Annotated in this window: 14 protein-coding genes; 12 read left to right on the top strand and 2 right to left on the bottom strand. The window is 71.8% G+C overall.

The window, feature by feature from the left end:
* The first annotated feature begins 318 nt into the window (after positions 1-318).
* Positions 319-1,824, top strand: coding sequence for a M1 family metallopeptidase (locus tag ABZX40_RS34565; RefSeq protein WP_355735456.1), 1,506 nt, complete (start codon positions 319-321; stop codon positions 1,822-1,824).
* 335 nt (positions 1,825-2,159) lie between these two features.
* On the opposite strand, the gene ABZX40_RS34560 is transcribed toward ABZX40_RS34565, so the two are convergent.
* Positions 2,160-2,726 (bottom strand): DUF4291 domain-containing protein, encoded by a 567-nt coding sequence (locus tag ABZX40_RS34560; RefSeq protein ID WP_355735453.1) that lies wholly within the window; start codon positions 2,724-2,726, stop codon positions 2,160-2,162.
* 388 nt (positions 2,727-3,114) lie between these two features.
* Between ABZX40_RS34560 and ABZX40_RS34555 the strand changes: the two genes are divergently transcribed.
* From ABZX40_RS34555 to ABZX40_RS34535, 5 genes are all read left to right on the top strand, one after another.
* Positions 3,115-3,555: a Fur family transcriptional regulator gene (locus ABZX40_RS34555; RefSeq protein ID WP_355735450.1), complete on the top strand. Its 441-nt coding sequence runs from the start codon at positions 3,115-3,117 to the stop codon at positions 3,553-3,555.
* 36 nt (positions 3,556-3,591) lie between these two features.
* Positions 3,592-5,058, top strand: a complete 1,467-nt coding sequence (locus ABZX40_RS34550; protein ID WP_355735448.1) for a catalase — start codon at positions 3,592-3,594, stop codon at positions 5,056-5,058.
* Between the two features lie 491 nt (positions 5,059-5,549).
* Positions 5,550-7,415, top strand: a complete 1,866-nt coding sequence (locus ABZX40_RS34545) for a fatty acyl-AMP ligase (protein WP_355735445.1) — start codon at positions 5,550-5,552, stop codon at positions 7,413-7,415.
* Positions 7,416-7,419: 4 nt separating this feature from the next.
* Positions 7,420-11,097 carry an alpha/beta fold hydrolase gene (locus tag ABZX40_RS34540; protein ID WP_355735442.1) on the top strand — a complete coding sequence of 1,226 codons (3,678 nt, stop codon included), beginning with the start codon at positions 7,420-7,422 and terminating at the stop codon, positions 11,095-11,097.
* The gene (locus ABZX40_RS34535; protein WP_355735439.1) at positions 11,094-12,431 is read left to right on the top strand and encodes a cytochrome P450; all 1,338 of its coding nucleotides are present in this window, start codon (positions 11,094-11,096) and stop codon (positions 12,429-12,431) included. The genes ABZX40_RS34540 and ABZX40_RS34535 overlap by 4 nt, the downstream gene beginning before the upstream one ends.
* Positions 12,432-12,548: 117 nt before the next feature.
* Here the strand turns inward: ABZX40_RS34535 and ABZX40_RS34530 are convergent, their stop codons facing one another.
* Complete coding sequence (locus ABZX40_RS34530; protein ID WP_355735436.1) at positions 12,549-13,301, bottom strand: hypothetical protein; 753 nt, start codon at positions 13,299-13,301, stop codon at positions 12,549-12,551.
* Between the two features lie 645 nt (positions 13,302-13,946).
* On the opposite strand from ABZX40_RS34530, the gene ABZX40_RS34525 reads away from it, so the two are divergent.
* The 6 genes from ABZX40_RS34525 to ABZX40_RS34500 all read left to right on the top strand — a co-directional run bounded on the left by ABZX40_RS34525 (position 13,947) and on the right by ABZX40_RS34500 (position 20,749).
* A complete protein-coding gene (locus ABZX40_RS34525; protein WP_355735433.1) occupies positions 13,947-14,423 on the top strand; it encodes a ricin-type beta-trefoil lectin domain protein in 477 nt (158 codons plus the stop codon).
* A 446-nt stretch (positions 14,424-14,869) separates the two neighbouring features.
* Entirely contained in the window at positions 14,870-15,949 is a 1,080-nt protein-coding gene (locus ABZX40_RS34520) for a hypothetical protein (protein WP_355735430.1), read from the top strand.
* A 205-nt stretch (positions 15,950-16,154) separates the two neighbouring features.
* Positions 16,155-17,222 (top strand): AMP-binding protein, encoded by a 1,068-nt coding sequence (locus tag ABZX40_RS34515; RefSeq protein ID WP_355735768.1) that lies wholly within the window; start codon positions 16,155-16,157, stop codon positions 17,220-17,222.
* Between the two features lie 250 nt (positions 17,223-17,472).
* Positions 17,473-18,474 carry a nitronate monooxygenase family protein gene (locus ABZX40_RS34510; RefSeq protein WP_355735427.1) on the top strand — a complete coding sequence of 334 codons (1,002 nt, stop codon included), beginning with the start codon at positions 17,473-17,475 and terminating at the stop codon, positions 18,472-18,474.
* A 353-nt stretch (positions 18,475-18,827) separates the two neighbouring features.
* On the top strand, positions 18,828-19,058 hold the full coding sequence (locus ABZX40_RS34505; RefSeq protein ID WP_355735424.1) for a hypothetical protein: 231 nt from the start codon (positions 18,828-18,830) through the stop codon (positions 19,056-19,058).
* Between the two features lie 95 nt (positions 19,059-19,153).
* Positions 19,154-20,749 (top strand): prenyltransferase/squalene oxidase repeat-containing protein, encoded by a 1,596-nt coding sequence (locus ABZX40_RS34500; RefSeq protein ID WP_355735422.1) that lies wholly within the window; start codon positions 19,154-19,156, stop codon positions 20,747-20,749.
* Positions 20,750-20,851 lie beyond the last annotated feature (102 nt).

Raw genomic sequence — 20,851 nt, 5'->3', positions numbered from 1 at the left:
TTGCGTGCTGTGGGCGGGTGCCGTGTCGAGTTGCGTGTTCAGGCGCTGCGGGACCCCGTATCGAGCCCCCGCACCAGATTTCCCGGCGCCGACAGAGTGAAGTGGTGTGGCCGGATCCCACCCCCGGGGCACACCTGTTCACGTCGGCCGAATGCCGTCGGTGTGAATCGGGCGGTCGTGGACAGGGTCGCGCGGAGCGGGTGTTCATGAACGTCGGACAGTCCCCGGACTCCCCGTGGACGGTCTTCTCGGTTCCCCACAGCCGGACCCCGACGCCCGGTCTCCGCGACCGGGCCCCGACGACTTGGAGCTTCTTCCGTGCACCGCAGAATCCTCGCTCCCGGCGCGCTGGCCGCGGCCTCCGTGCTGCTGGCCGTCCCGGCATCGGCCGCCGGCGTGTCCCCCGGAGCCCCCGGCATCGGCGACCCCTACTACCCGGCCTACGGCAACGGCGGCTACGACGTCTCCCACTACGACCTGCGGCTGAAGTACCAGCCCGCGACCGACCGGCTGGAGGGCACCGCGACCCTGCTGGCCCGGACCACCCAGGACCTCAGCCGCTTCAATCTGGACTTCCTGCTGGATGTCTCCGAGGTCCGGGTCAACGGGGCGCGGGCCACGTTCACGACCTCCGGGGAACATGAGCTGGTGATCGTTCCGCGTACCCCGCTCGCCGCGGACACCGAGGTCACGATCGTGGTGCGGTACGCCGGGGTGCCGTCCTCGAAGGAGGCGTACGGGCTCACCAACTGGCAGCGCACCTCGGACGGCGCGTTCGCCGCGAACGAGCCCGAGGCGGCCTGGTGGTGGTTCCCCAGCAACGACCACCCCAAGGACAAGGCCACCTACGATGTCTCGGTCCAGGTGCCGGACGGCACCGAGGCCATCTCCAACGGCACTCTCCAGTGGACGAACTCGCGGGCGGGCTGGACCCGCTGGTACTGGCGGTCGAACAAACCCCAGGCGACCTATCTGGCCACCCTCGCGGTCGGCCAGTACGAGATCACCACCGGGACCACGGAGAGCGGGCTGCCGGTCCTCAACGCCTACAGCGAGGACCTGGGCGATCTGGCGGGCGCCGCGCGGGCGAGCGTCGAGCGTACGGGGGAGATCACCGACTGGCTGGCGGAGTACTTCGGCCCCTATCCCTTCAACGCGGTCGGCGGCTATGTGCCGAGCGGGGACGCCTGGTACGCGCTGGAGACCCAGACCCGGCCGTTCTACGGGCCCAATATGTTCATCGACGGCTCCAACACCTCCGTCGTCGTCCATGAGATGGCCCACCAGTGGTACGGCGACCTGGTCTCGGTGGACGCCTGGAAGGACATCTGGATCAACGAGGGCTTCGCCCGCTACGCCCAGTGGCTGTGGTCCGAGTACCAGAACGAGGGCACGGCCCAGGAGCTGGCCGACTGGGTGTACGCCTCGCGCCCGGCCGACGACCCCTTCTGGTCCGTACGCGTGGGTGACCCCGGCCCCGAGCACCTCTTCGATCTGGCCGTCTACGATCGCGGCGCCCTGGCCCTGCACGCCCTGCGCAGCGAGATCGGTGACGCCGACTTCTTCCGGATCCTGAAGGGCTGGCCGCAGCGCTACGCCCATGGCAACGCGTCGGTCACCGACTTCCGGCAGTACGCCGAGGAGGTGAGCGGCCGGTCGCTCACCGCGCTCTTCGACACCTGGCTGTACCAGCCGGTGAAGCCGGACGCACCGGCCGCCCCGGCATCGGCCGCCGCGGCGGCGGCTCGCTCCGCGGACTCGCCCCCGGAGCAGCCGAAGTCCTGGGAGGAGATCACCGCCACCAACCGCGTGCACGACCACTGACATCCCACCCGGGCCGGGTCCCGGGTGGGTGCGATGTCAGTGGGTATGCCGGACGGCCCGTCCACACGGGCCGTCCCCGGCGCCGCCGCGCGCTCTGCCCGGTCGGGGGACGCGGCGCCTGTTCCCGGCGGCCGGTCTCCCCCCGACCGGGCGGAGACCGGCCGCTTCCGGCGCCGGGGGGCGCACCGTCACCTGGCCCGCACCCCTCACCTGCCCCGCCGCAAAAGCGGCGGCCCCGTACCGCGCGGTCGCCCTCGGCACCGGCCGACTGCTCGCGCCACCGCACATCGTCGGCGGTCGACGACGGTCGTCGTACGGTGGTTGTGGTGGGACCTTCATCTGTCCGGGGTGACGACACCCTCCAGTGCCCGAGGCAGCGCGTAGGCGCGCTCCTCGGGGAACAGCCGCCGGGCCTTGCCGGCGTGGCCGGTCCGGATCAGTGTCGATGCCTTGCGGACCTGGGCGGTGAGGTCGGTGAGGTCGGTGATCCAGTCGTCGGTGAACGTGCGGATCAGGTGGCGGCCGATGCCGACCTGGATGCTGTAGTGGTTCAGTGCCGCTCCTCGCGGTGAGCGCTCCGGGTCCCACTGGACATGTACGGCTGCCTGGGCCACCGCTGCCGGGTCGGCGGTCGTCAGCACGGCCTGGGACAGGGCATCCTCCCAGCCCTCCCGAGTGATCCGCACGGCGAGGACTCGTTCCTGGCCCGGTTTGCGGGCCCAGTTGCTGCGGTGCATCAGCCACAGGAACGACGGCTTGATCCAGGTCATCCGGTGGAAGGAGAACGGCGCCACGAAGCGGCCCGCCCGCAGTGCCGCGTCGGCGATGGCGGGCGAGTACGCCTGATAGACCACGATCGTGCGGGCGTCGTAGTCGGCACGAATCTGATGCTGGGGCGTCATGGGCCGCACCCTGCCATCCGATCCGCCCACGTAGCGAGCCCTTTTTGCCCTGCGGCCCCCGGCGCCGATCCGCCGCGCCACGGTGCCGGCGCCGGGGGCGGCCCGCGACCGGTGGGGCCATGCTCCACCTGCCGAGGCCGGTCGCCGACCACCGCACCGGGACGCCCGCGCATGATTTCGCCGTCGCCCTCACCTGTCCGGATCTGTGGGTTCGACGTCCGTTCGCGTGGTGGGCGGAAGTCCGGGTCAGCCCAAGACTGGAGTGAGTCAAGTCGGTGCATGGTTCTGGGTTCTCGCGCCGTACGTGATCGCCGGGATGCCCATCGGTGTGGGCCATGGGCCGAGGGCGTCCAGCTACGACACTCCGGAAACAGTGAGGTGATGCCCGTTGCCTGTCAGGGACCAGGCGGAACGATTGCGGAGGGCTTCCCTGCGCGTCACCGCGCAGCGCACCGCCGTGCTGCACGTATTGGAACAGCATCCGCACTCCGACGCCGGATTCGTCGCCCGTGCCGTTCGGGAGGTGATCGGCGCGGCATCGGTCCAGGCCGTCTACAACGTGCTGGACGTGCTGACCGGGGCCGGGCTCGTCCGCAGATTCCAGCCGGCCGGCTCCCCCGGCCTCTACGAGCTGCACACCGACACCCAGCACCACCATGTCGTGTGCCGGGCCTGCGGCGCGGTGGCCGATGTCGGCTGTGCCATCGGGAGACGGCCCTGTCTGACACCACCGGACACCGATGGCTTCGTGGTCGACGAGGCCGAGGTGGTCTTTTGGGGACTGTGCCTCTCGTGCACCGGCTCCTCCGGACAACGCCGTGACGTGTGAACACACCACGGCATCGGACACTCTTCAGGAGATGAAATGGCTTTCGAGGACAACACCCACCCGCTGACCACCGCGGCGGGAGCCCCCGTCACGGACAACCAGAACAGCATGAGCGCAGGCGCCCGGGGTCCGCTGCTGCTCCAGGATCTGTGGCTGATCGAGAAGCTCGCCCACTTCGACCGTGAGGTCATCCCCGAGCGTCGTATGCACGCCAAGGGATCCGGAGCGTTCGGCACGTTCCGGGTCACCCATGACATCTCCCACTACACCAGGGCCGCGATCTTCGGGAAGGTCGGCAATGAGTGCGAGATGGTCGCCCGGTTCTCCACGGTGGCGGGCGAGCGCGGTGCCGCCGACGCCGAGCGGGACATCCGCGGTTTCGCGCTGCGCTTCTACACCGAGGAAGGCAACTGGGACGTCGTAGGCAACAACACACCGGTCTTCTTCCACCGCGACCCGCTGAAGTTCCCCGACCTCAACCGCGCGGTGAAGCGGGACCCCCGTACCAATCTCCGCGACCCCGAGAACAACTGGGCGTTCTGGACGGGCCTGCCCGAGTCCCTGCACCAGGTCACCATCATCATGAGCGACCGGGGGATTCCCCGGTCCTACCGGCACATGCACGGCTTCGGCTCGCACACCTTCAGCCTGATCAACGCCGCCGGGGAACGGAACTGGGTCAAGTTCCACTTCCGCACCCGGCAGGGCATCGAGAACCTGACGGACGAGGAGGCCGCGAACATCATCGCCCACGACCGCGAGTCCCACGGGCGTGATCTGTACGAGTCGATCGAGCGCGGCGACTTCCCGAGGTGGACCCTGTATGTGCAGATCATGCCCGAGTCCGACGCCGCCACCTATCGGTTCCACCCCTTCGACCTCACCAAGGTGTGGAGCAAGAAGGACTACCCGCTCATCGAGGTCGGCGAGTTCGAGCTGAACCGCAACCCGGACAACTACTTCGCCGACATCGAGCAGGCGGCCTTCACTCCGGCCAATCTGGTCCCCGGCATCTCCTTCAGCCCGGACAAGATGCTCCAGGGACGGCTGTTCTCCTACGGTGACGCCGCCCGCTACCGGGTGGGCGTCAACCACCACCAGGTCCCGGTCAACTACCCGCGGGGCGCCAAACTGGTCAACACCTATCACCGCGACGGGGCGATGCGCGTCGACGGCAACCAGGGCGGTGTTCCCGGCGTCGAACCCAACAACTTCGGCCGATGGGCCGATCAGCCCGGCTACGCCGACCCCGCCCAGGCCATCGGTGCGACGGCCGACCACTTCGACTTCCGGCAGGACGACGACGACTACTTCACCCAGGTCGGCGACCTGTTCCGGCTGATGACCCCGGCACAGCGGCAGGCACTCTTCGACAACACCGCCCGCGCGATCAAGGGCGCCCAGCACAAGACGGTCCTGAGGCACATCGAGAACTGCGCCAGCGCGGATCCCGCCTACGGCGAAGGCGTGCGCGAGTCCTGTGAGACCTTCGGCGCGCTCTGAGTCGCGGGGCCCGACGATCGCCCTCCGGCACCGGCCCCCCGTCCACCGCCGCGCTCTGAGTCCGCAGGGCCCGACGATCGCCTCCGACACCGGCCCCCGTCCACAGCCACCGAACCCCGCCAGTCCTCGTACCGGCCTCCTGAGGGGAACCGGTCCGCGAGCCCTTCCAAGGTGCGCCCGCCGAGCCACTCCGGGTAGGGCACGAGGGCGTGCCCCGCCGGGGAGGCGAACGGGGAGGCCCGCTGGGGGAGTTGTACCGGTGCCCGGCCGGGGCGGCACCGGCCGGGACTGGCACCGGCCGAAAGTGGGACCGGCCGGGACCGGCACCGGCCGGGACTGGCACCGAGCCCATCAATGCCCGTTCGGGCAGTCCTCGTACCGCCCTCTTGAGGGAAACCGGTCCGCTGTTCTTGAGTCGTCTTCTCCGGCGGCGGCCGTACCGGCCGTGCGCCGGGGTTTCGGTGTGCCCTCGGATCACAGGGAGGACCGGCATGGCGAGGACGGACCCGGACAGACCCCGGTCGGTGACGGCCGAGTTCGAGGCGCTGCGCCGGCGTTCCCCGGACACTCCCCTCCTCACCTATGTCGATGACGACGGCCGGGACACGACCGTCCTCACCCCCTCCGCGCTGGCCGCCGCAGCCGCCGGCGCGGCCCGGGAGCTGACCGGTCGAGGGCTGCGGCCGGGTGACCCGGTGCTGCTGTGCTACCCGCCGTCACCGCACTTCGCGGTGGCGCTGCTCGCCTGTCTGCGGTCGGGTCTGCTGCCGGTCCCGGTGTATCCGCCGAACCCCCTGCGGCGGCCACCGGACACCACCGCCCTGGCGGCCGTGGCCCGGGACTGCGGTGCGGTGGCCGTCCTCACGGAGACCGCGTACGACCGGGCGCGGACCGTCGGCAGGGTCGTCGGCGCGGTGTCCGCGCGCCCGGCGTCCTGGACGGCGCTGCCCTGGTACCGCACGGACCGCTGGCGCCCCCTGGACCCCGACGCCGAGGACACCGGGCCCCCCGTTCCCACCGAGCCGGACGCCCCCGCGCTGCTCCAGTACACCTCGGGGTCGACCGGGGATCCCCGGGGTGTGGTGATCACCCACGGCAACCTGTGGGAGGAGACCACCGCGAACGCGCGCGACCTCGGCCTCGGCGAAGGCACCCGGGGGGTGTTCTGGCTCCCGCAGTACCACGACTTCGGACTGATCAGTGTGCTGCTGAGCGCCCTCTCCGGGAACGGGGGCGCCCATCTGCTGTCCCCGCTGGCGTTCCTCCAGGACCCGGCGGTCTGGTTCGACGTCATGGACCGGGTCCGCGCCACCCACACGGCGGCACCGGACTTCGCCTACGACCTCGCGGTCCGCCGGACCACCGAGCGGACGCGCAGCCGCTGGGACCTGTCCTCGCTGCGGGTCGTGATGTCGGCGGCGGAGCCGATCCGCGCCGACGCCATGGACCGCTTCTTCGACGCGTTCGCCGTCACCGGTCTGCGCCGCGAGGCGTTCTACCCCGCCTACGGACTGGCCGAGCACACCGTCAGCGTCACCATGGGCGGCCGGGCCCGGCTGCGGCTGGACCGGGCGGCGCTGGGCGGCGGCAGGGCCGTCCCGCTGGACGACCGCGACGCGGACACCCCGTCGGCCGTGCACCTCGGGTGCGGGCGGGTCACCAAGACCGGGGCGCGGCTGCGCATCGTCGATCCCGGCACCCTGCTGCCGTGCGAGCCGGGGAGGGTGGGGGAGATCTGGGTGGACTCCCCCACCAAGGCGCGCGGCTACCAGGGCCGTCCGGAGGAGACCCGGGCCGTCTTCCGCGCGCGGGTCGCCGACGGGGACCCGGCGGAGTATCTGCGCACCGGGGACCTCGGCTTCCTCCACGACGGTGAACTGTTCGTCACCGGCCGCCGCAAGGACCTGATCATCCTCGGCGGTCGCAATCTGTATCCGCAGGACATCGAGGAGAGCGTCCGGCGCTGCCATGACCTGGTGCGTCCCGGAGGGATCGCGGCGTTCGCCGTCCCCGAGGAGCCGGGACGGGTCCACGCGGAGCGGCTGGTGGTGTTCGTGGAGGTCAGGGAGGCACGGCCGGCTCCCGAGGCGCTCGACGCGCTGGCCGCCGCCGTGCGCGCACGGGTCCGCCGGGACCACGGCCACGGCTGCGACCTGGTGATCGGCACGGCGGGACTGGTCCTGAAGACGACCAGCGGCAAGGTCCGGCGTGCCGCCTGCCGCGCCGCCCACCTCGACCCCGGCGCGGGCGCGGGGGACGCGGTCCGGAACCCTCACCGGGGTGCGAGACCGGCGCGGCCGGTGCTGCGGACCCTCCTCATGGGTACCGCGTCCGACGCGGCCCCCACCCAGGGGTGAGCGCATGGCATCCCACCACGGGCCGCTGATCTGCCGGGGCCCCGGCGACCCCCGCCTCCACGACCTCGACGCCGCCTTCCGCGCCCTGCTGGACCTGGTCGGCCGCACGGTCGCCGACGCGTCCCGCGCCCTGCGCACCCGGGCGTTCCACGGCGTGTCGGTCACCGCGTCGGGAGAGCTGGAGGTACTGGACGCGGCGGAGCAGACGTATGCGGACGGCTCCAGCTCCAGCTCCAGCTCCGGCTCCGGCTCCGGCTCCGGCTCCGGCTCCGGGGAGCGGACACCGCACGGCTTTCTGCGGCCGGGGCGCCGCTTCGGGGTGCTGGCCCGCTACAGCAACGCCGTCTCCGGCGACGACATCTCCCCGGCGGTGCGCGGGGTGACCCTGCGTCTGTTCGACGGCCCCCCGCACCCCTCGGACACCGGCGCCGTCCTGGACCTCACCCTCAACACCGGGGAGTGCTTCCACGCGGCCAGCGCGCATGAGTTCGTCGCCCTGAACCATGAGGGCCCGGAGTGCGACGCGCTGCTGGCCCGGCACCCCGACCGGCGCGACCGGCTGTGGAGCAACCACCGCCTCGCCGTGCCGTACCCGGAGTACGACTACTACTCCCAGGTGCCGCGCGGCTACCTCGCCCCGGACGGCACGGTGTGGGCGGCACGGTTCCGGCTGGTGGCGCCGGACGGCCCCCGCGATCTCGGGCACTGCGACCCGGAGGGACGGTGGCTGCCACCCCGTCCCCCGGACCGGCTGCCACGCCCCGCCGGTGACACCCGGCCCCCGGCGTTCCTCCGCGACGCGCTCCGCGCACAGCTCGCCACCGCGCCCGTGACCTCACTGCTCCAACTCCAGCTCCACCCCCTCTCCGGCGATCCCACCGCCGACGCGGCCGTGTTCGACGCGACCCGGCGGTGGACGCGACGGCCCTGGCGCAACCTGGCCCGGCTGCGGCTGACCGGGGTGGTGCCCGACGACGCCGTGGAACCGCTGCGCTTCAACCCGGCGCTGGCACCACCCGACCTGGGCATCGCGCTGTCCGGCTCCCCGCACGCCACCACGTCCGTGGACCAGCTGCGGGCCCTCGTCTACGCACTGGGGTCGGCGGCGCGGCTGGGGCTGCGGACGGCCGGGGAAGGCAGGGCCGTACCGGCGGCTTCCACCGTCAGGGACCGGCCGTCCCGTCCCGACAGCGACCGCGACGCCTCATCAGGGGCAGCACGGGGCGGGTCTCGTAGCGTCTGTGTCGTGGGGGCCGGTCCCGGGGGACTCGCCGCCGCGCGGCGGCTGGAGCGGCTGGGGCATCGGGTCACCGTCCTGGAGTCGGCGCCGGACATCGGCGGCAAGAGCGAGTCCGTGGAGTTGGACGGCGCTGTCTACGATCTCGGCGCGCATCTGTGCACGACGGCGTACACCACCGTCTCCCGGCTCGCCGACGAACTCGGTGTCGTGACCGTGGACACGACCCCGTACCTGGTCCACGGCGACCGGCCGCACCCGCCACCGGACGACTTCTTCCGGCCGGACGTGTTCCGCCGCTACCAGCGCCTGCGCGCCGACCGCTTCCCGGCTCTGGCCCGTCCCGGACTGGCGCATTCCGCAGGCGCGCTCGCGGCCCCCGTCGGGCAGTGGCTGGCCGAGCACCGTCTCACCCCCATGGCACGCTCGCTCTGCACCGGGTTCACGGCCGCCGGGTACGGCTCCCTCGACGCGGACATCCCCGCGCTGCTGTTCGCGAAGTACGCCGAGCTGACGGGCCTGCTGTCCACCACAGCGCAGTTGCGCGGCCACACCGGCGGGTTCACTCCGGCGGCCGGGTTCGCCGACCTGTGGCGCCGGGTGGCGGCCGAGCTGCGGGACGTACGGACCGGGGTGCGGGTCGAGCGGGTCGAGCGGACGGGCGGCCGGGTGCGGGTCCGGTGCGGCGACGGGGCCGTCGTCGAGGCGGACGACCTGGTGCTCGCCGTCTCCCCCGACCGGATGCGGGAGGCGCTCGACCTGTCCGAGGAGGAACGGGAACTGGCCGCTCTGGTGCGGTACATGCCGTACCGCACCCTGCTGTGCACGATCACCGGACTCCCCCGCTCCGGGTTCTATCTGCTGGCGGAAAACATTCGGTCGGCGGACCCCGGCCGCTGTGTCTCCTTCCATCACCGCCATCCCGGCACCGATGTCTACACCTGCTACGCCTATGACGGCCCCGGCGGGTCCGGGGCGGCGGAGCGGCGGCTCGCGCGGGACGTGGAGCGGCTCGGCGGACGGCTGGTGGCGGTGCACGAGGAACGGAGCTGGCCGTTCATGCCGCACTTCGGCAGCGCCGCGACCGGTGCGGGAGCGTATGAGCGGCTGGAGGCGCTGCAAGGTGTCCGGGGGACGTACCACGTGGGCGGACTCCCCGCGTTCGAGCTGGTCGAGTGTGTCGTCGCGCACGCCGAGGACACGGTGGACCGCCACTTCCCACCGGTCGGGGCGACGGCCCCGACGCGGACGGCGGCAGCGCCGCCCCTCCCCGCCTCACCGAGCGGAACGGCCCCCACCGCCCCCACCGCCCCTGCCGTACGCGACTGGCTGGCCGCGCGGCTCGCCGCCGAACTCGGTGTCCCCCGCGACACCCTGGACACCGCCGCACCCCTGGACGACCACGGCCTGACGTCGCTCACCGCGGCCGTGGTGCAGTCCGAGCTGTCCGAGTGGCTCGGCTACCGCGTACCGCACACCCTGCTGCTGCACTCCCCCACCCTGGACGCGGTGGCCGACCGGCTGGCCTCCCACGGTCAGGACGGCGGCGTGGACGCGACCGACCAGTCCCCCGGCACCGCGCCGTCGCCCCTCCTGCTGCCACTCACCCCGGTCCGGCCGCTGTTCCTGCTCGGCGGGATCGTCGGCACACCGCACTACCTCCGTCCGCTGGCCCGAGCGCTCCACCGCGCCCACCCCTGCTTCGGTCTGCGGTCACCCGGACTGGACGGACTGGAGCCGCCGCCGGACCGGATCGAGGACCTGGCGGACCGGTACGTCGAGGAGCTGAGGAAGGTCCAGCCGCACGGCCCGTACACCCTCGCCGGGCACTCGTTCGGCGGACTGGTCGCCTACGAGATGGCGCTGCAACTGGCCCACGAGGGAGCGGAGATCACCCGGCTGGTGCTGCTGGACACCTATGTGCCGGTACCGGGACAGCGTCCGCCGCCGTCCGACGAGACGGCCGCCATCCGCGAGCTGTGCCGCATGAACGCGGCCGTCTCCGGCACGCCGGTACCGGAGATCGACCCGGAACTGCCTCTCGCGCGGCAGCGGGAGCTGCTGGCCAGAGCGCTCGGCGCGACGGACTCACTGCCTCCCCAGGACCATGTCACCCATCTCCTCACGGTCTACCAGGCCAATCTGGAGGCGCTGACGGAGTACCGGATCAGCCATACCGAGGTTCCGGTGACCCTGATCCGGGCGCGGGGCGGGTTCCCGTCCGTGATGGATCCCGAGCGGGCGATCCGGCATCCCGCCGACCCGTGGAACGGCTGGAGCACCGCGCGGCTCGCCGACTTCGAGGTGCTGGAGGCGCCCGGGGACCACTTCACCCTGCTGCGCGCGCGGCACCGCCCCCGGCTCGCCGCCCTGCTGACCCGGGCACTGCGCCCCCGGGACGGCGGCGACGCCGTGCCCGCACCCGTCCCGGAGCCGCCCCGATGACCACCACCACCGCCGTCCCCGCCCCACCCCCCTATGTCTCGGGCGGCCTACCCGTCCTGGGTCACGCGGCGGAGTTCATGCGCCGGCCGGAATCGTTGCTCGCACGGGGCCGGGCGGAGCACGGCGATGCCTTCTCCCTCCGGCTCCCCGTGGGACGCGCGGTGGTGATGGGCGGGTCCGAGCACGCCGGGTTGGTCTTCGGGCAGCCGGAGGAGAGCCTGTCGATCCGGGAGGCGTATCCCTTCTTCCGGCACATGTTCACGGCCGAGGCGTACTTCCTGGCGGAGCACGAGGAGTATCTGCGGCAGCGCGAGATCGTGCTGCCGAGATTCCGGTCGCACCGGATGGCGGACCATCTCGGCGTCATGGAGCACGAGATCGGCACCTTCGTCGCGGGGTTGTCGGACGAGGGCGAGTTCGACCTGGTCGAGGCCATGGGCCCGCTGGTGCTGCGGATCGCGGCCGGCTGCTTCCTGGGCCGTGATGTCGGGGCCTCGATCAGCGGGTTCTTCTCCCTGTTCCGGGACTTCTCCGGCGGGGTGGACCCGCTGCTGCCGGGCTGGTTCCCAGCACCCCGTCTCATCCGCAGCCACCGGGCACGCGACCGGCTCCGCACCGAGGTGGGCCGCCTGCTCGACGACCGGCGGCGCAATCCGCTGCCAGAGCCCGACTTCCTCCAGCAACTCGCCGGGGCACGGTACGCCGACGGAAGTCCCGTCCCGGACGCCATCCGGATCAGCCTCGTCCTGATGCTGGTCTGGGTCGGCTACGAGACCACGACCGGTCATCTGTGCTGGGCCCTGATCGACCTGCTCCGGCATCCGGAGGAACTGCGGCTCGTGGACGAGGAGCGGCTACGGCTGCTCCCCGACCCGACGGCACCCCTGACCCCGGCCCTGCTGCACCGGATGCGGTACCTGGACGCCGCCGCCCACGAGAGCGAACGCCTCCACCCGATCACCAACGGGGTCGTCCGCAAGGCACGCGAGGACCTCGTCCTCGGCGAGGCACTGATCCCGCGCGGTACGACCGTCGTCCTCCACCCCGGCTTGGTGCACAGCCAGCCGGGGACGTTCCCGGACTCGGAGGTGTTCCGTCCGGACCGCTTCCTCACCGACCCCGCCGCGACCCGGGGCCTGATCGGCTTCGGCGGCGGCCTGCACCGCTGCCTGGGTGAGCACTTCGCTTACACGGAGATCAAACTCATACTGACCAGACTGCTCCACCACACCGACCTACGCCTCCTCGGCGACCCACCCCGCCCGGTCGCGGGCCAGAAGAACAAGTGGCCTCGGACGCCGTGCCGGGTCGGATACGTCCGCGTCCACGGCTGAATGAACAGGCGCAACGTCACTTCGTCGGCGGGCATTTGACCACCAGGAGCAGACGGTGAGAGCACGCCTCACCTCGCGGCCCAGCTGCCCCGCAGAGCCATGCGTCCTGGCCTCCCGTCAGGTCGCCTCTCCCAGCCCCTCGCCGCTGGGGGTCACACCTTGCCCCACCGCCCAGGCGCGCAGTGCCGTTTCGGCCTCTTCGCGGGACTGCGGGCCACGGTCGATGTGGAGTTGCTGAAGAAGGCGAATGGCCGCTCCGATCATCCGGCCTTGAGGTATTCCGAGCAGGCCGATGATGTCCTTCCCGCTGAGCGGCACCGGGATACCGGGCAGCCGCTCATGGACGGCTCGCGCGGCTGCGGCACGCTCCCTGGACTCCCGCTCGGCCTCCTCTCTCGTCTGCCATGCGTCGTAGTCGGCCACATCGCGGGCCGCCAGAGCGGCGCGGTGCCAGTCCCGCTCGTCCCGCCCTTGGCCGAGGCCCACCTCCACGAACAGATCGCGGTACTCCGGCACGCCGGGGCCGACCGACACCACCCCGAGGCGGGCGAGCGCGGCGTTGATCGGCCAGCCGTCCCTCGGACCACCGAACTCCGAGGCAGCCACCGGCCCCCACTCCCGTACACCTGCCCGCCACAAAGCGGCGGTCTGCTCCCCGTCACCGCCCCAGAAGTCCGCCGTCACATGGGCCACCGGTCCGCTCTGCGAGATTTCGCACAGGAAGAGCGGCAGGTCACCGCGGAGTTCGGTGGTCAACGGCAGCAGCCCCATACGTTGCCTGAGCGGGGCGACCACCGCCCCGTCCACCTCCGCGGCCCAGCGTCGCAAACGGTCGAAGTCACCTACGACAGCATCCAGTCGGTACGACATTCGCGCACACTAGCCGCGCGTCCACGGCGCCAGCCACCCGCCCAGCGCCATCCGTCATCACCTACGCCCTGCGTTCGCCGCCGACGGAGTTGTTGGACCTGCGGATTCCGCCTCCTGGACTCACCCTCCCCGTGCGGGGCCCCATCCGGGAGGGGCGACGCTGGGACCACCGAAGGCTCTGGAGCCGGACGAACGCCGTGGTGGTGGGCGTTGGCCTGCGCGGTCTGCGAACGGCTGGGCGAACTGGGTGGGCGAATTCGGGCCACCCGAGCCGCCGAGCATCGCTAGTCCTTGGTCGCGCTCTGAGAGGGGCGGGGGTGCCCAGGGGCCTCCGCCGCCCGCCGCTACCGTCCCGGATGCGGACGAGCACGGCGGGCCGCGCCGCCTCGTTGTCTGTCGGCGCCGGAGCCCTTACCCACATCACCAACATCGTCACCTGCGCAGCACTTGAGGTCGGGGCACACCATCCGAAATTCATCGGGTCATCCCACAAGTGATGCGTTTGGGCGAATGTGTTGCGCACAGTGATCGGCTGACTCGACATCACTGATATCAATCTCCCTGCGCTCGAATCCGAGCCGAGCACCCTCTTTCCCAGGCCGCGCGTGAAACGCGCCCGACCTGGGTCGAGAATGGAGTCCGTGCATGGGAATCACCGTCCGCAAGCCCCTCGCCCTTGTCGCCTTGACGGCGATGGCTTCCCTCCTGCCGGTCGCTGAGTCCGGGGCGGCACCCACCGCCCAGCAGGCCATGAGCCCCGGCCTGTACTGCCTCGCCAACGCCTGGGACACCCCGGACATCTCCAGCCAGCCGTGCGACACCAATGAGCGCGGCCAGCGCTGGACCGTCTCGGGCAACCAGATCTCCCTCACCGACGCGTCCGGCTACTGCCTGGCCAACACCTGGGGCACCACGGAGATCTCCACCAAGCCGTGCGACCCCAAGGACCAGGGCCAGTACTGGGACGTGACAGGCCAGCAGATCTCGCTCAACTACGCCTCCGGCTACTGTCTCGCCAACGCCTGGGGCACCACGGACATCTCCAGCCAGCCGTGTGACACCAACGACCCCGGTCAGCACTGGGTGGTGTTCAAGGACCAGATCAGCCTGGCTCTCGTCTGATCCTCACCACCGTGCCCGGGGCGGGACCACCCTCCCCGGGCACAGCCATGTGCCGGTGCCGATGAGGGACCTGATCCTCGGGCGCCGATCCGCCCTCCCGGGGAACGCCCCTGGGCAGCGGCCCCGTGCCCTCCATGGACAGGCCCGCACGCGGCGGCCCGACTAGGTTGAGCGCATGACGAACCTCGCTCACCCCCGGTTGTCCGGGCTGGGCCGCAACCCAACAGCCCCTCAGGGCGTCCTCATACGCCTGGCCGCACACCGGGCGGGCCGACACGGGCTGGCGCTGCGTCGCGGGCGCCTGGAGGACGCTGTTGTCGAGGCTCTGCTGACGCACGGGGACGAAGACACCGCCGTACGCCTCCACGGAGACCGGATCTCCCCCACGATGCGCCGAGCATCCCGATCCGGCGATCCGTGACGCGTACCCGGGCTTTGTCCGCGCCATGGTGGACAGCAAGGTGACGATCCCCATCGACCACCTGGAGGAAGCCTATGGCCGACCTCGGATGGCGCTCGTCAGTGCGACGAGTCCGAGCCTGCGGGCCGCGGTCGCGCGGTCCTGGTACGACCGGCCTCTCGCCGTACAAGTCGAACTGCTCGCCGATCCGGATCCCCAGGTCCGCGCAGCCGCCACCGAGCACCGGCAACCGGGTGTCCCGCCCGAGTGGTGGGAGCGTTGCCTCGCCGACCCTGCCGTGCAGGTCAATGTGGCGCGCTACGTCCCGCTCACGCCGGAGCAGTTCGCACGGCTCATGCGGAGCGGGGAAGAGCAGGTCCATCAGGCTGTCGCCGGGAACCCTCATCTCTCGGCGGAGATGGTTGCCCGGCTGCTGGACATCGACGATCCGCTCGTGCGGGTCGCGGCAGCGCAGAGCCGCCATGCGGATGCCGAGACCCGGGACCGGCTGTACGCGCTCGTGGAAGCCGAACGCGCGGCCGGAAGCATCGCGGCCGAGGTGGCGCTGAACTGGAACTTCGCCGAACCGGACTGGCTGCGCGAAGCGCCCCTCAGCGAGCGGATGACCTACCTGGACTGCCCGTACACAGCATTCCGGCGCGCACTGGCCTCCTGTCACGATCTGCCCGAAGAGGCATGGCGTCGGCTGGACAACGACCCGGACCTCATGGTCCGTCGCACTGCCGCACGTCGGCCCGACACACCGCCGAGCGTCCTGGAAGGACTGGCACGCGCACACGGCGACGTGTTCCACATCCGACCGCTCCTCGTCGATCACCCCAACTTCCCCCGCCACACGCTGCGCACCTTCGTCGACGAACCAAGCCCGGACGCGCGCTATCTCGCCCTGCAAGACCCAGAACTACCCGTGCCGGACCTTCGGCAACTCGCCACCGCTGCCGAGTCCTTCCTGCGCCGCGGAGTCGCCCGTCACCCCAACGTCACGGACACGTTGCTGGAGCGTCTGCTCTCCGACCCGGACCCCGAGGTGGCCGACGACGCCGCTGCCAACTCCGCGCTGCGGCCGACCCGGATGTATCGAATCCTCACCGCCGCCGGCCTGTGACCCGGACGGGTTCCGCTCCGCCCTGCTGTGAAGGATCTCCGCGCCTCCACCGTGGGCCCCGCTGGTGAGAGGCAGAGGTGTTCACCCGCGCGGACTGGATCCGGATTCCGGGAGCGGGGTACTCGGGAGCCGGGATCCCGACAGGTCCCGCGCGCCCTCGCGCTGGCCGGCCGAGTGACGGTGGAAGAATCGAGGCCCCCGTGACATCGCCGCCGCCCTCGCCGACGTCCACCCCCAGATCTTCGGGGCGGTGCCGCAGATCTGGCAACGCCTCCACAACGGCTTCCGCGCGGCACTGCGACAGGCCGCGGACAGCGAACCCGACGCGGTACGCCGACAGGCGCTGTCCGAGGCCCCCTGCCTCTGCCTGCGCTACGCCGAGGCCGCCGAGCAGGGCCGACTCACCGTCGAACTCGCCGACCGCTGGGCGGCGTTGGACTCCAGGGTGCTGGCACCGCTGCGGGAGCGGTTCGGCCTGGACCGACTGCGGGTGGCGGCCTCGGGTGCCGCGCCGATCGCGCCGAGCCTGCTGCTCGACCTGCGCGGTCTGGGTATCCCCGTGAGCAGTGGCCTCGGCATGTCCGAACTGTCGGGGATGGCGACCTACTCGCCCCCCGGTGAGGCCCCGGTGACGTCGGTGGGCCACCCCATGCCGGGCGTCGAGGCCACCATCGCGGCGGACGGCGAGCTGCTGATCCGCGGCGAGACCGTGATGCGGGGCTACCTGGGCGCCCCCGAGAAGACCGCCACCGCGTTCACCGCCGGGGGCTGGCTGCGGACCGGCGATGTCGCCACCATCGACTCGACCGGCGCGATCACCCTGCTGGACCGCAAGAAGGACCTGATGATCAGCACGGGTGGCAAGAATCTGTCCCCCGCCGCCATCGAGGGAGCCGTCCTCACCCACACCCCCTTGCTCGCGCACACGGTCGTGATCGGCGATGCCCGCCCCTTCGTCACCGCTCTGCTGGTACCCGATCCCGATGCGGTCACCGCCTTCGCCGCACGACTCGGCCTCGACGGCGGACCCACTGAGCTGTGCCGCCACCCCGAGGTCCGGGCGGCGATCGAAGCGGGGCTGGCCGCGGCCAACTCCGTCCTGTCCAGGCCCGAACAGGTTCGCGCCCACATCGTGCTGACCGACGACTGGGGGCCCGGCGGCGACTTCGTCACCCCCACCCGCAAGACGCGCCGCGGGCCGATCCACGCGCACTACGCCGGGCAGATCGAGGCGATGTACGCCGAGCACACCGCAACCACCGGCACGGTCTGAGCCGTACCGGACCCTGCACGGAGGACTCTGTGCGGGCAGCCTTTGAATCGCCGCGTCCCGGGCCTCGGCCTCCCAGCACATCCCGGGCAAGTCGGCGAGTGGGACGACGACGTCCGCTCGTGACGCCTTGAAAGCCGAGCCAGGGCGCGTGGTGACTCCGCTCCGCCCATCCCCACCCGGAGCCCGCTGGCCGACGCCGCGAGCCGCACCCACCACAGGGCTGACCCCCGACCCCCCTCAAGGACCCGCCATGCCGTTGCCCCCCGTTCTCTCGCTGCCCCTCACGCTTCCCGTCGTGGGCTCCCCACTGTTCATCGCCTCCGGCCCCGAACTGGTCATGGCCCAGTGCCAGGCCGGGGTCATCGGCTCGTTCCCGGCCCTCAACGCCCGTCCCGCCTCGCTCCTGTCCGACTGGCTCGACCGCATCACAGCGGAGAACGCGTCCTACGCGGCAGCGCATCCGCAGGCCGTCGTCGCCCCGTTCGCGGTGAATCAGATCGTGCACCGCTCGAACGACCGCCTGGAGCACGACCTGGACGTGATCGTGAAGCACCAGGTGCCGATCGTCATCACATCGCTCGGCGCGCGGCCGGAGATCAACGACGCGGTGCACTCCTACGGAGGGGTCGTGCTCCACGACGTCATCAGCAACGAGTTCGCGCACAAGGCCATCGACAAGGGTGCCGACGGTGTGATCGGGGTGGCCGCCGGGGCCGGGGGCCACGCCGGCACCCAGTCACCGTTCGCCCTGGTGCAGGAGATCCGGGAATGGTTCGACGGTCCACTGCTGATGTCGGGCGCCATCGCCCACGGCCGCTCCATCCTGGCCGCGCTGGCCGCGGGCGCGGACCTCGCGTACGTGGGCTCCGCGTTCCTCTCCACCACGGAGGCGAACAACTCGACCGCGTACAAACAGATGATCGTCGACAGCACCGCGAAGGACATCGTCTACAGCAACCTCTTCACCGGCGTCCACGGCAACTATCTGCGCGGCAGCATCTCCGCCGCCGGGCTCGACCCGGACAACCTCTCCGAGTCGGATCCGACCGCCATGGACTTCGGCACGAGCGACACCGCGAAGCCGAAGCCATGGAGGGACGTCTGGGGCTCGGGCCAAGGCATCGGCGCCGTCAAACAGAGCACGACCGTCGCCGACCTGGTCACCACGCTCAAGGAGCAGTACGACGAGGCGCAGTTCGCCCTGCACACCAGGACTCAAGCGCGCGGCGCGAACACGACGGACCGGGCCTGAGTGAACCTGTCACCGGGTGGGCGTCGGAAGAACGGCCATGGGCAAGCAGCCCCGCCGTCGAGTGTGCTCGTCGAGAGCCATGTCCCACATTCCCGCTCATGAGACCGGCCCGCCCGGACCGTCAGACCCGCGCGGTCGTCCTCACCGGCGCCGACCGCGGGTGCCGCGTCGGAACGCTGCTCGGTCACACCCCGGCGCGGCCGGTCGTACCTGAACATGACGGAGGGCGGGGCGGAAGGGGCAGCGTTTGCCAGTTCCCGTTGCGCAGCGGGCACGGCCGCTTCTTATAGTCGCCCGCAGCGTCCCGCCTACCGCGGACCCAGGGCGGGAGAAGGGCGGTGCAGGGAGTGACCGTGGAGTGGGGGGGATTCGTGGACGCCGCCGATCAGCGCGTCGCTCGTGATCCGCGGGGCGAGGCCGCCGCGCAGGGCCTCCGGCACCGGGTGGCCGCCAGCGTCGTCACCGACGGCGTCGACCGGGTGCTGGTCCTCCGCCGTCCCGGCACAACCGCGGTTTCGCGGGCCCTGCGCGGCAGGCCGGCCGAACGGAGAGCAGTCGGCACCGCCCCCGGAGAACGCCGTTGAGTGCGGGCGGGGAGTCGGCTCCGCGATCATCCGGCGAGGTCACCCGGCCCGGCACGGAACGTCCCACGCCCCCGGTCACCCATCCGGAGACACTCGTGACAACGTCCGGACCCGGTCCCTCCCACTCCCCCTCTGCGGGTCCGGCGCATCACGCCTGCCGCAATCGTCTCGCCCGGCGGGTCGTCGGGCTCGTCGGCGAGGACGGATTGATCCGCGCTGCGTGCGAGTCCCGGGTGCTGGAATCCGCCCTGCTGCTGCACCTGTGCACCGAACTCGCTCCTCGCCTGCCGGCCCGCGCACGGCTGACCGACCACCTCCGGCGCACATTGCGCGCTGCTCCCCCGGACCCCGTCCAGGCGGCTGTCGCGCGCGCCGCGCTCGGTGAGCGGGCCACCGGGGAGGCGGGAACGGCTGCCGCGCTGAGCGACTTCGCCCACTTCACCGCGGGCCGCAAACAGCTGATGTTCACCACCCTGCTCGCGGAGCTGGGGGCCGCCCGCTGGCCGCGCGTCCCGCTCCACGCGTACGACGGGCGGGGCCGGCAGAGCTGGCTGGCCCTGGAGATGACCGCGCTGAAGGTGCTGGCGGCGTATGGGACGGGCCGGGTGAGCGAACTGAGGGAGGACGACTGGCGGGCGCTGGCACCCGCTCTGTGGCCGGACCGGATCTGGGAGGCCAACTATCTGGCCCGGCTGCTCGGTCTGCTCGCCCTGGGCCGGGACCCCGGGCGGCGCCCGGCGGTGATCGAGGCCGTGGCCCGTACGGCCCAGGACCTGCGGCCCGATGGCGGGCTTCCCTTCATCACCGGCATGGACATCTTCACCACCGCCCTGGCCGGGCTCGCCCTGACCGCGTGCGGGCCCGCGCCGGGGGTGCCCCTGGCACGCATGGCCGACGCACTGGCGGCCCGGCAACTCCCCGACGGCGGCTTCGGCTTCACCCGGGACGTGCGGCAGAGCGACACCGACGACACCGCGTACTGCCTGGAGTTCCTACGGGCCACCGGCCCGTCGCGGTACGCCGAACACATCCACGCGGCCGAGGACCGGCTGGCGGCGCTGCGCAACGAGGACGGTGGATTCCCCACCTTCGCCCGGGGCACGGCCTCTGAAGTGGCCATGACCGCGGGCGCCGTCAACGCACTCGCCCCCGGCATCCGTCACCGGCGCCTGGCGGAGGAGGGATTCGTCTTCCTCGCCGACGCGATTCTCTCGGGACGGCAGCCGGAACGCAGTTGGAGCCGCAGCATCGGCAACGTCCTCTTCCGCACGGTCCTGGCCTGCCGGACCATGGGTCCCTCGCCCCGGACGGCGACAGTGCGCACCCGGGCATTGGACCAGTTGCTCGGCGCCCGCGGCCCGGACGGCCTGTGGGGCCATACCTCCCACGGCCCCGCCGACCCGGTCTCCACCGCCTACGCGACCGTCGCCCTCGCCGCCGCCGGACCGGCGGACTCCGCCCGAGCAGCCGCCCCGCTGCGCGCCTGCGTCGACTACCTCACCGCACACCAGCGCCCCGACGGCGGCTTCGACTCCATGCCGGACCAGTCCGGGCCGCGCCCACTGCTGTACGACGTCCCCGTGCTGACCGACGTCTGTGTACTGCTGGGCCTGGGGTACGCCAGCAGGCTTCAGCCGGTCATGACACCGGGTCTTTCACCGGGTCGGCCGAGACCCGGCCGAAAGGGGTAGCGGGCGATCGGCATGTGCGGCCAGGCATGATCGCTGCACGCCGTTCGTTACTCGGGCCGAGTCGCGCCAGTGACTCTCACCATCGGCATCGGGCGCCGCACC

The organism is Streptomyces sp. NPDC004610, from assembly GCF_040609715.1.
Classification (GTDB): Bacteria; Actinomycetota; Actinomycetes; order Streptomycetales; family Streptomycetaceae; genus Streptomyces.
The sequence above is the reverse complement of the archived record's forward strand: the minus strand, read 5'-3'. Positions and strand labels throughout refer to the sequence as shown.

Excerpts from the sequence above, each read along its gene's own strand:
- ABZX40_RS34560 (WP_355735453.1), bottom strand. The coding sequence starts at position 2,726 with ATGACGCCCCAGCATCAGATTCGTGCCGACTACGACGCCCGCACGATC.
- ABZX40_RS34550 (WP_355735448.1), top strand. The coding sequence starts at position 3,592 with ATGGCTTTCGAGGACAACACCCACCCGCTGACCACCGCGGCGGGAGCC.
- ABZX40_RS34545 (WP_355735445.1), top strand. The coding sequence starts at position 5,550 with ATGGCGAGGACGGACCCGGACAGACCCCGGTCGGTGACGGCCGAGTTC.
- ABZX40_RS34540 (WP_355735442.1), top strand. The coding sequence starts at position 7,420 with ATGGCATCCCACCACGGGCCGCTGATCTGCCGGGGCCCCGGCGACCCC.
- ABZX40_RS34535 (WP_355735439.1), top strand. The coding sequence starts at position 11,094 with ATGACCACCACCACCGCCGTCCCCGCCCCACCCCCCTATGTCTCGGGC.
- ABZX40_RS34530 (WP_355735436.1), bottom strand. The coding sequence starts at position 13,301 with ATGTCGTACCGACTGGATGCTGTCGTAGGTGACTTCGACCGTTTGCGA.
- ABZX40_RS34525 (WP_355735433.1), top strand. The coding sequence starts at position 13,947 with ATGGGAATCACCGTCCGCAAGCCCCTCGCCCTTGTCGCCTTGACGGCG.
- ABZX40_RS34520 (WP_355735430.1), top strand. The coding sequence starts at position 14,870 with ATGGTGGACAGCAAGGTGACGATCCCCATCGACCACCTGGAGGAAGCC.
- ABZX40_RS34510 (WP_355735427.1), top strand. The coding sequence starts at position 17,473 with ATGCCGTTGCCCCCCGTTCTCTCGCTGCCCCTCACGCTTCCCGTCGTG.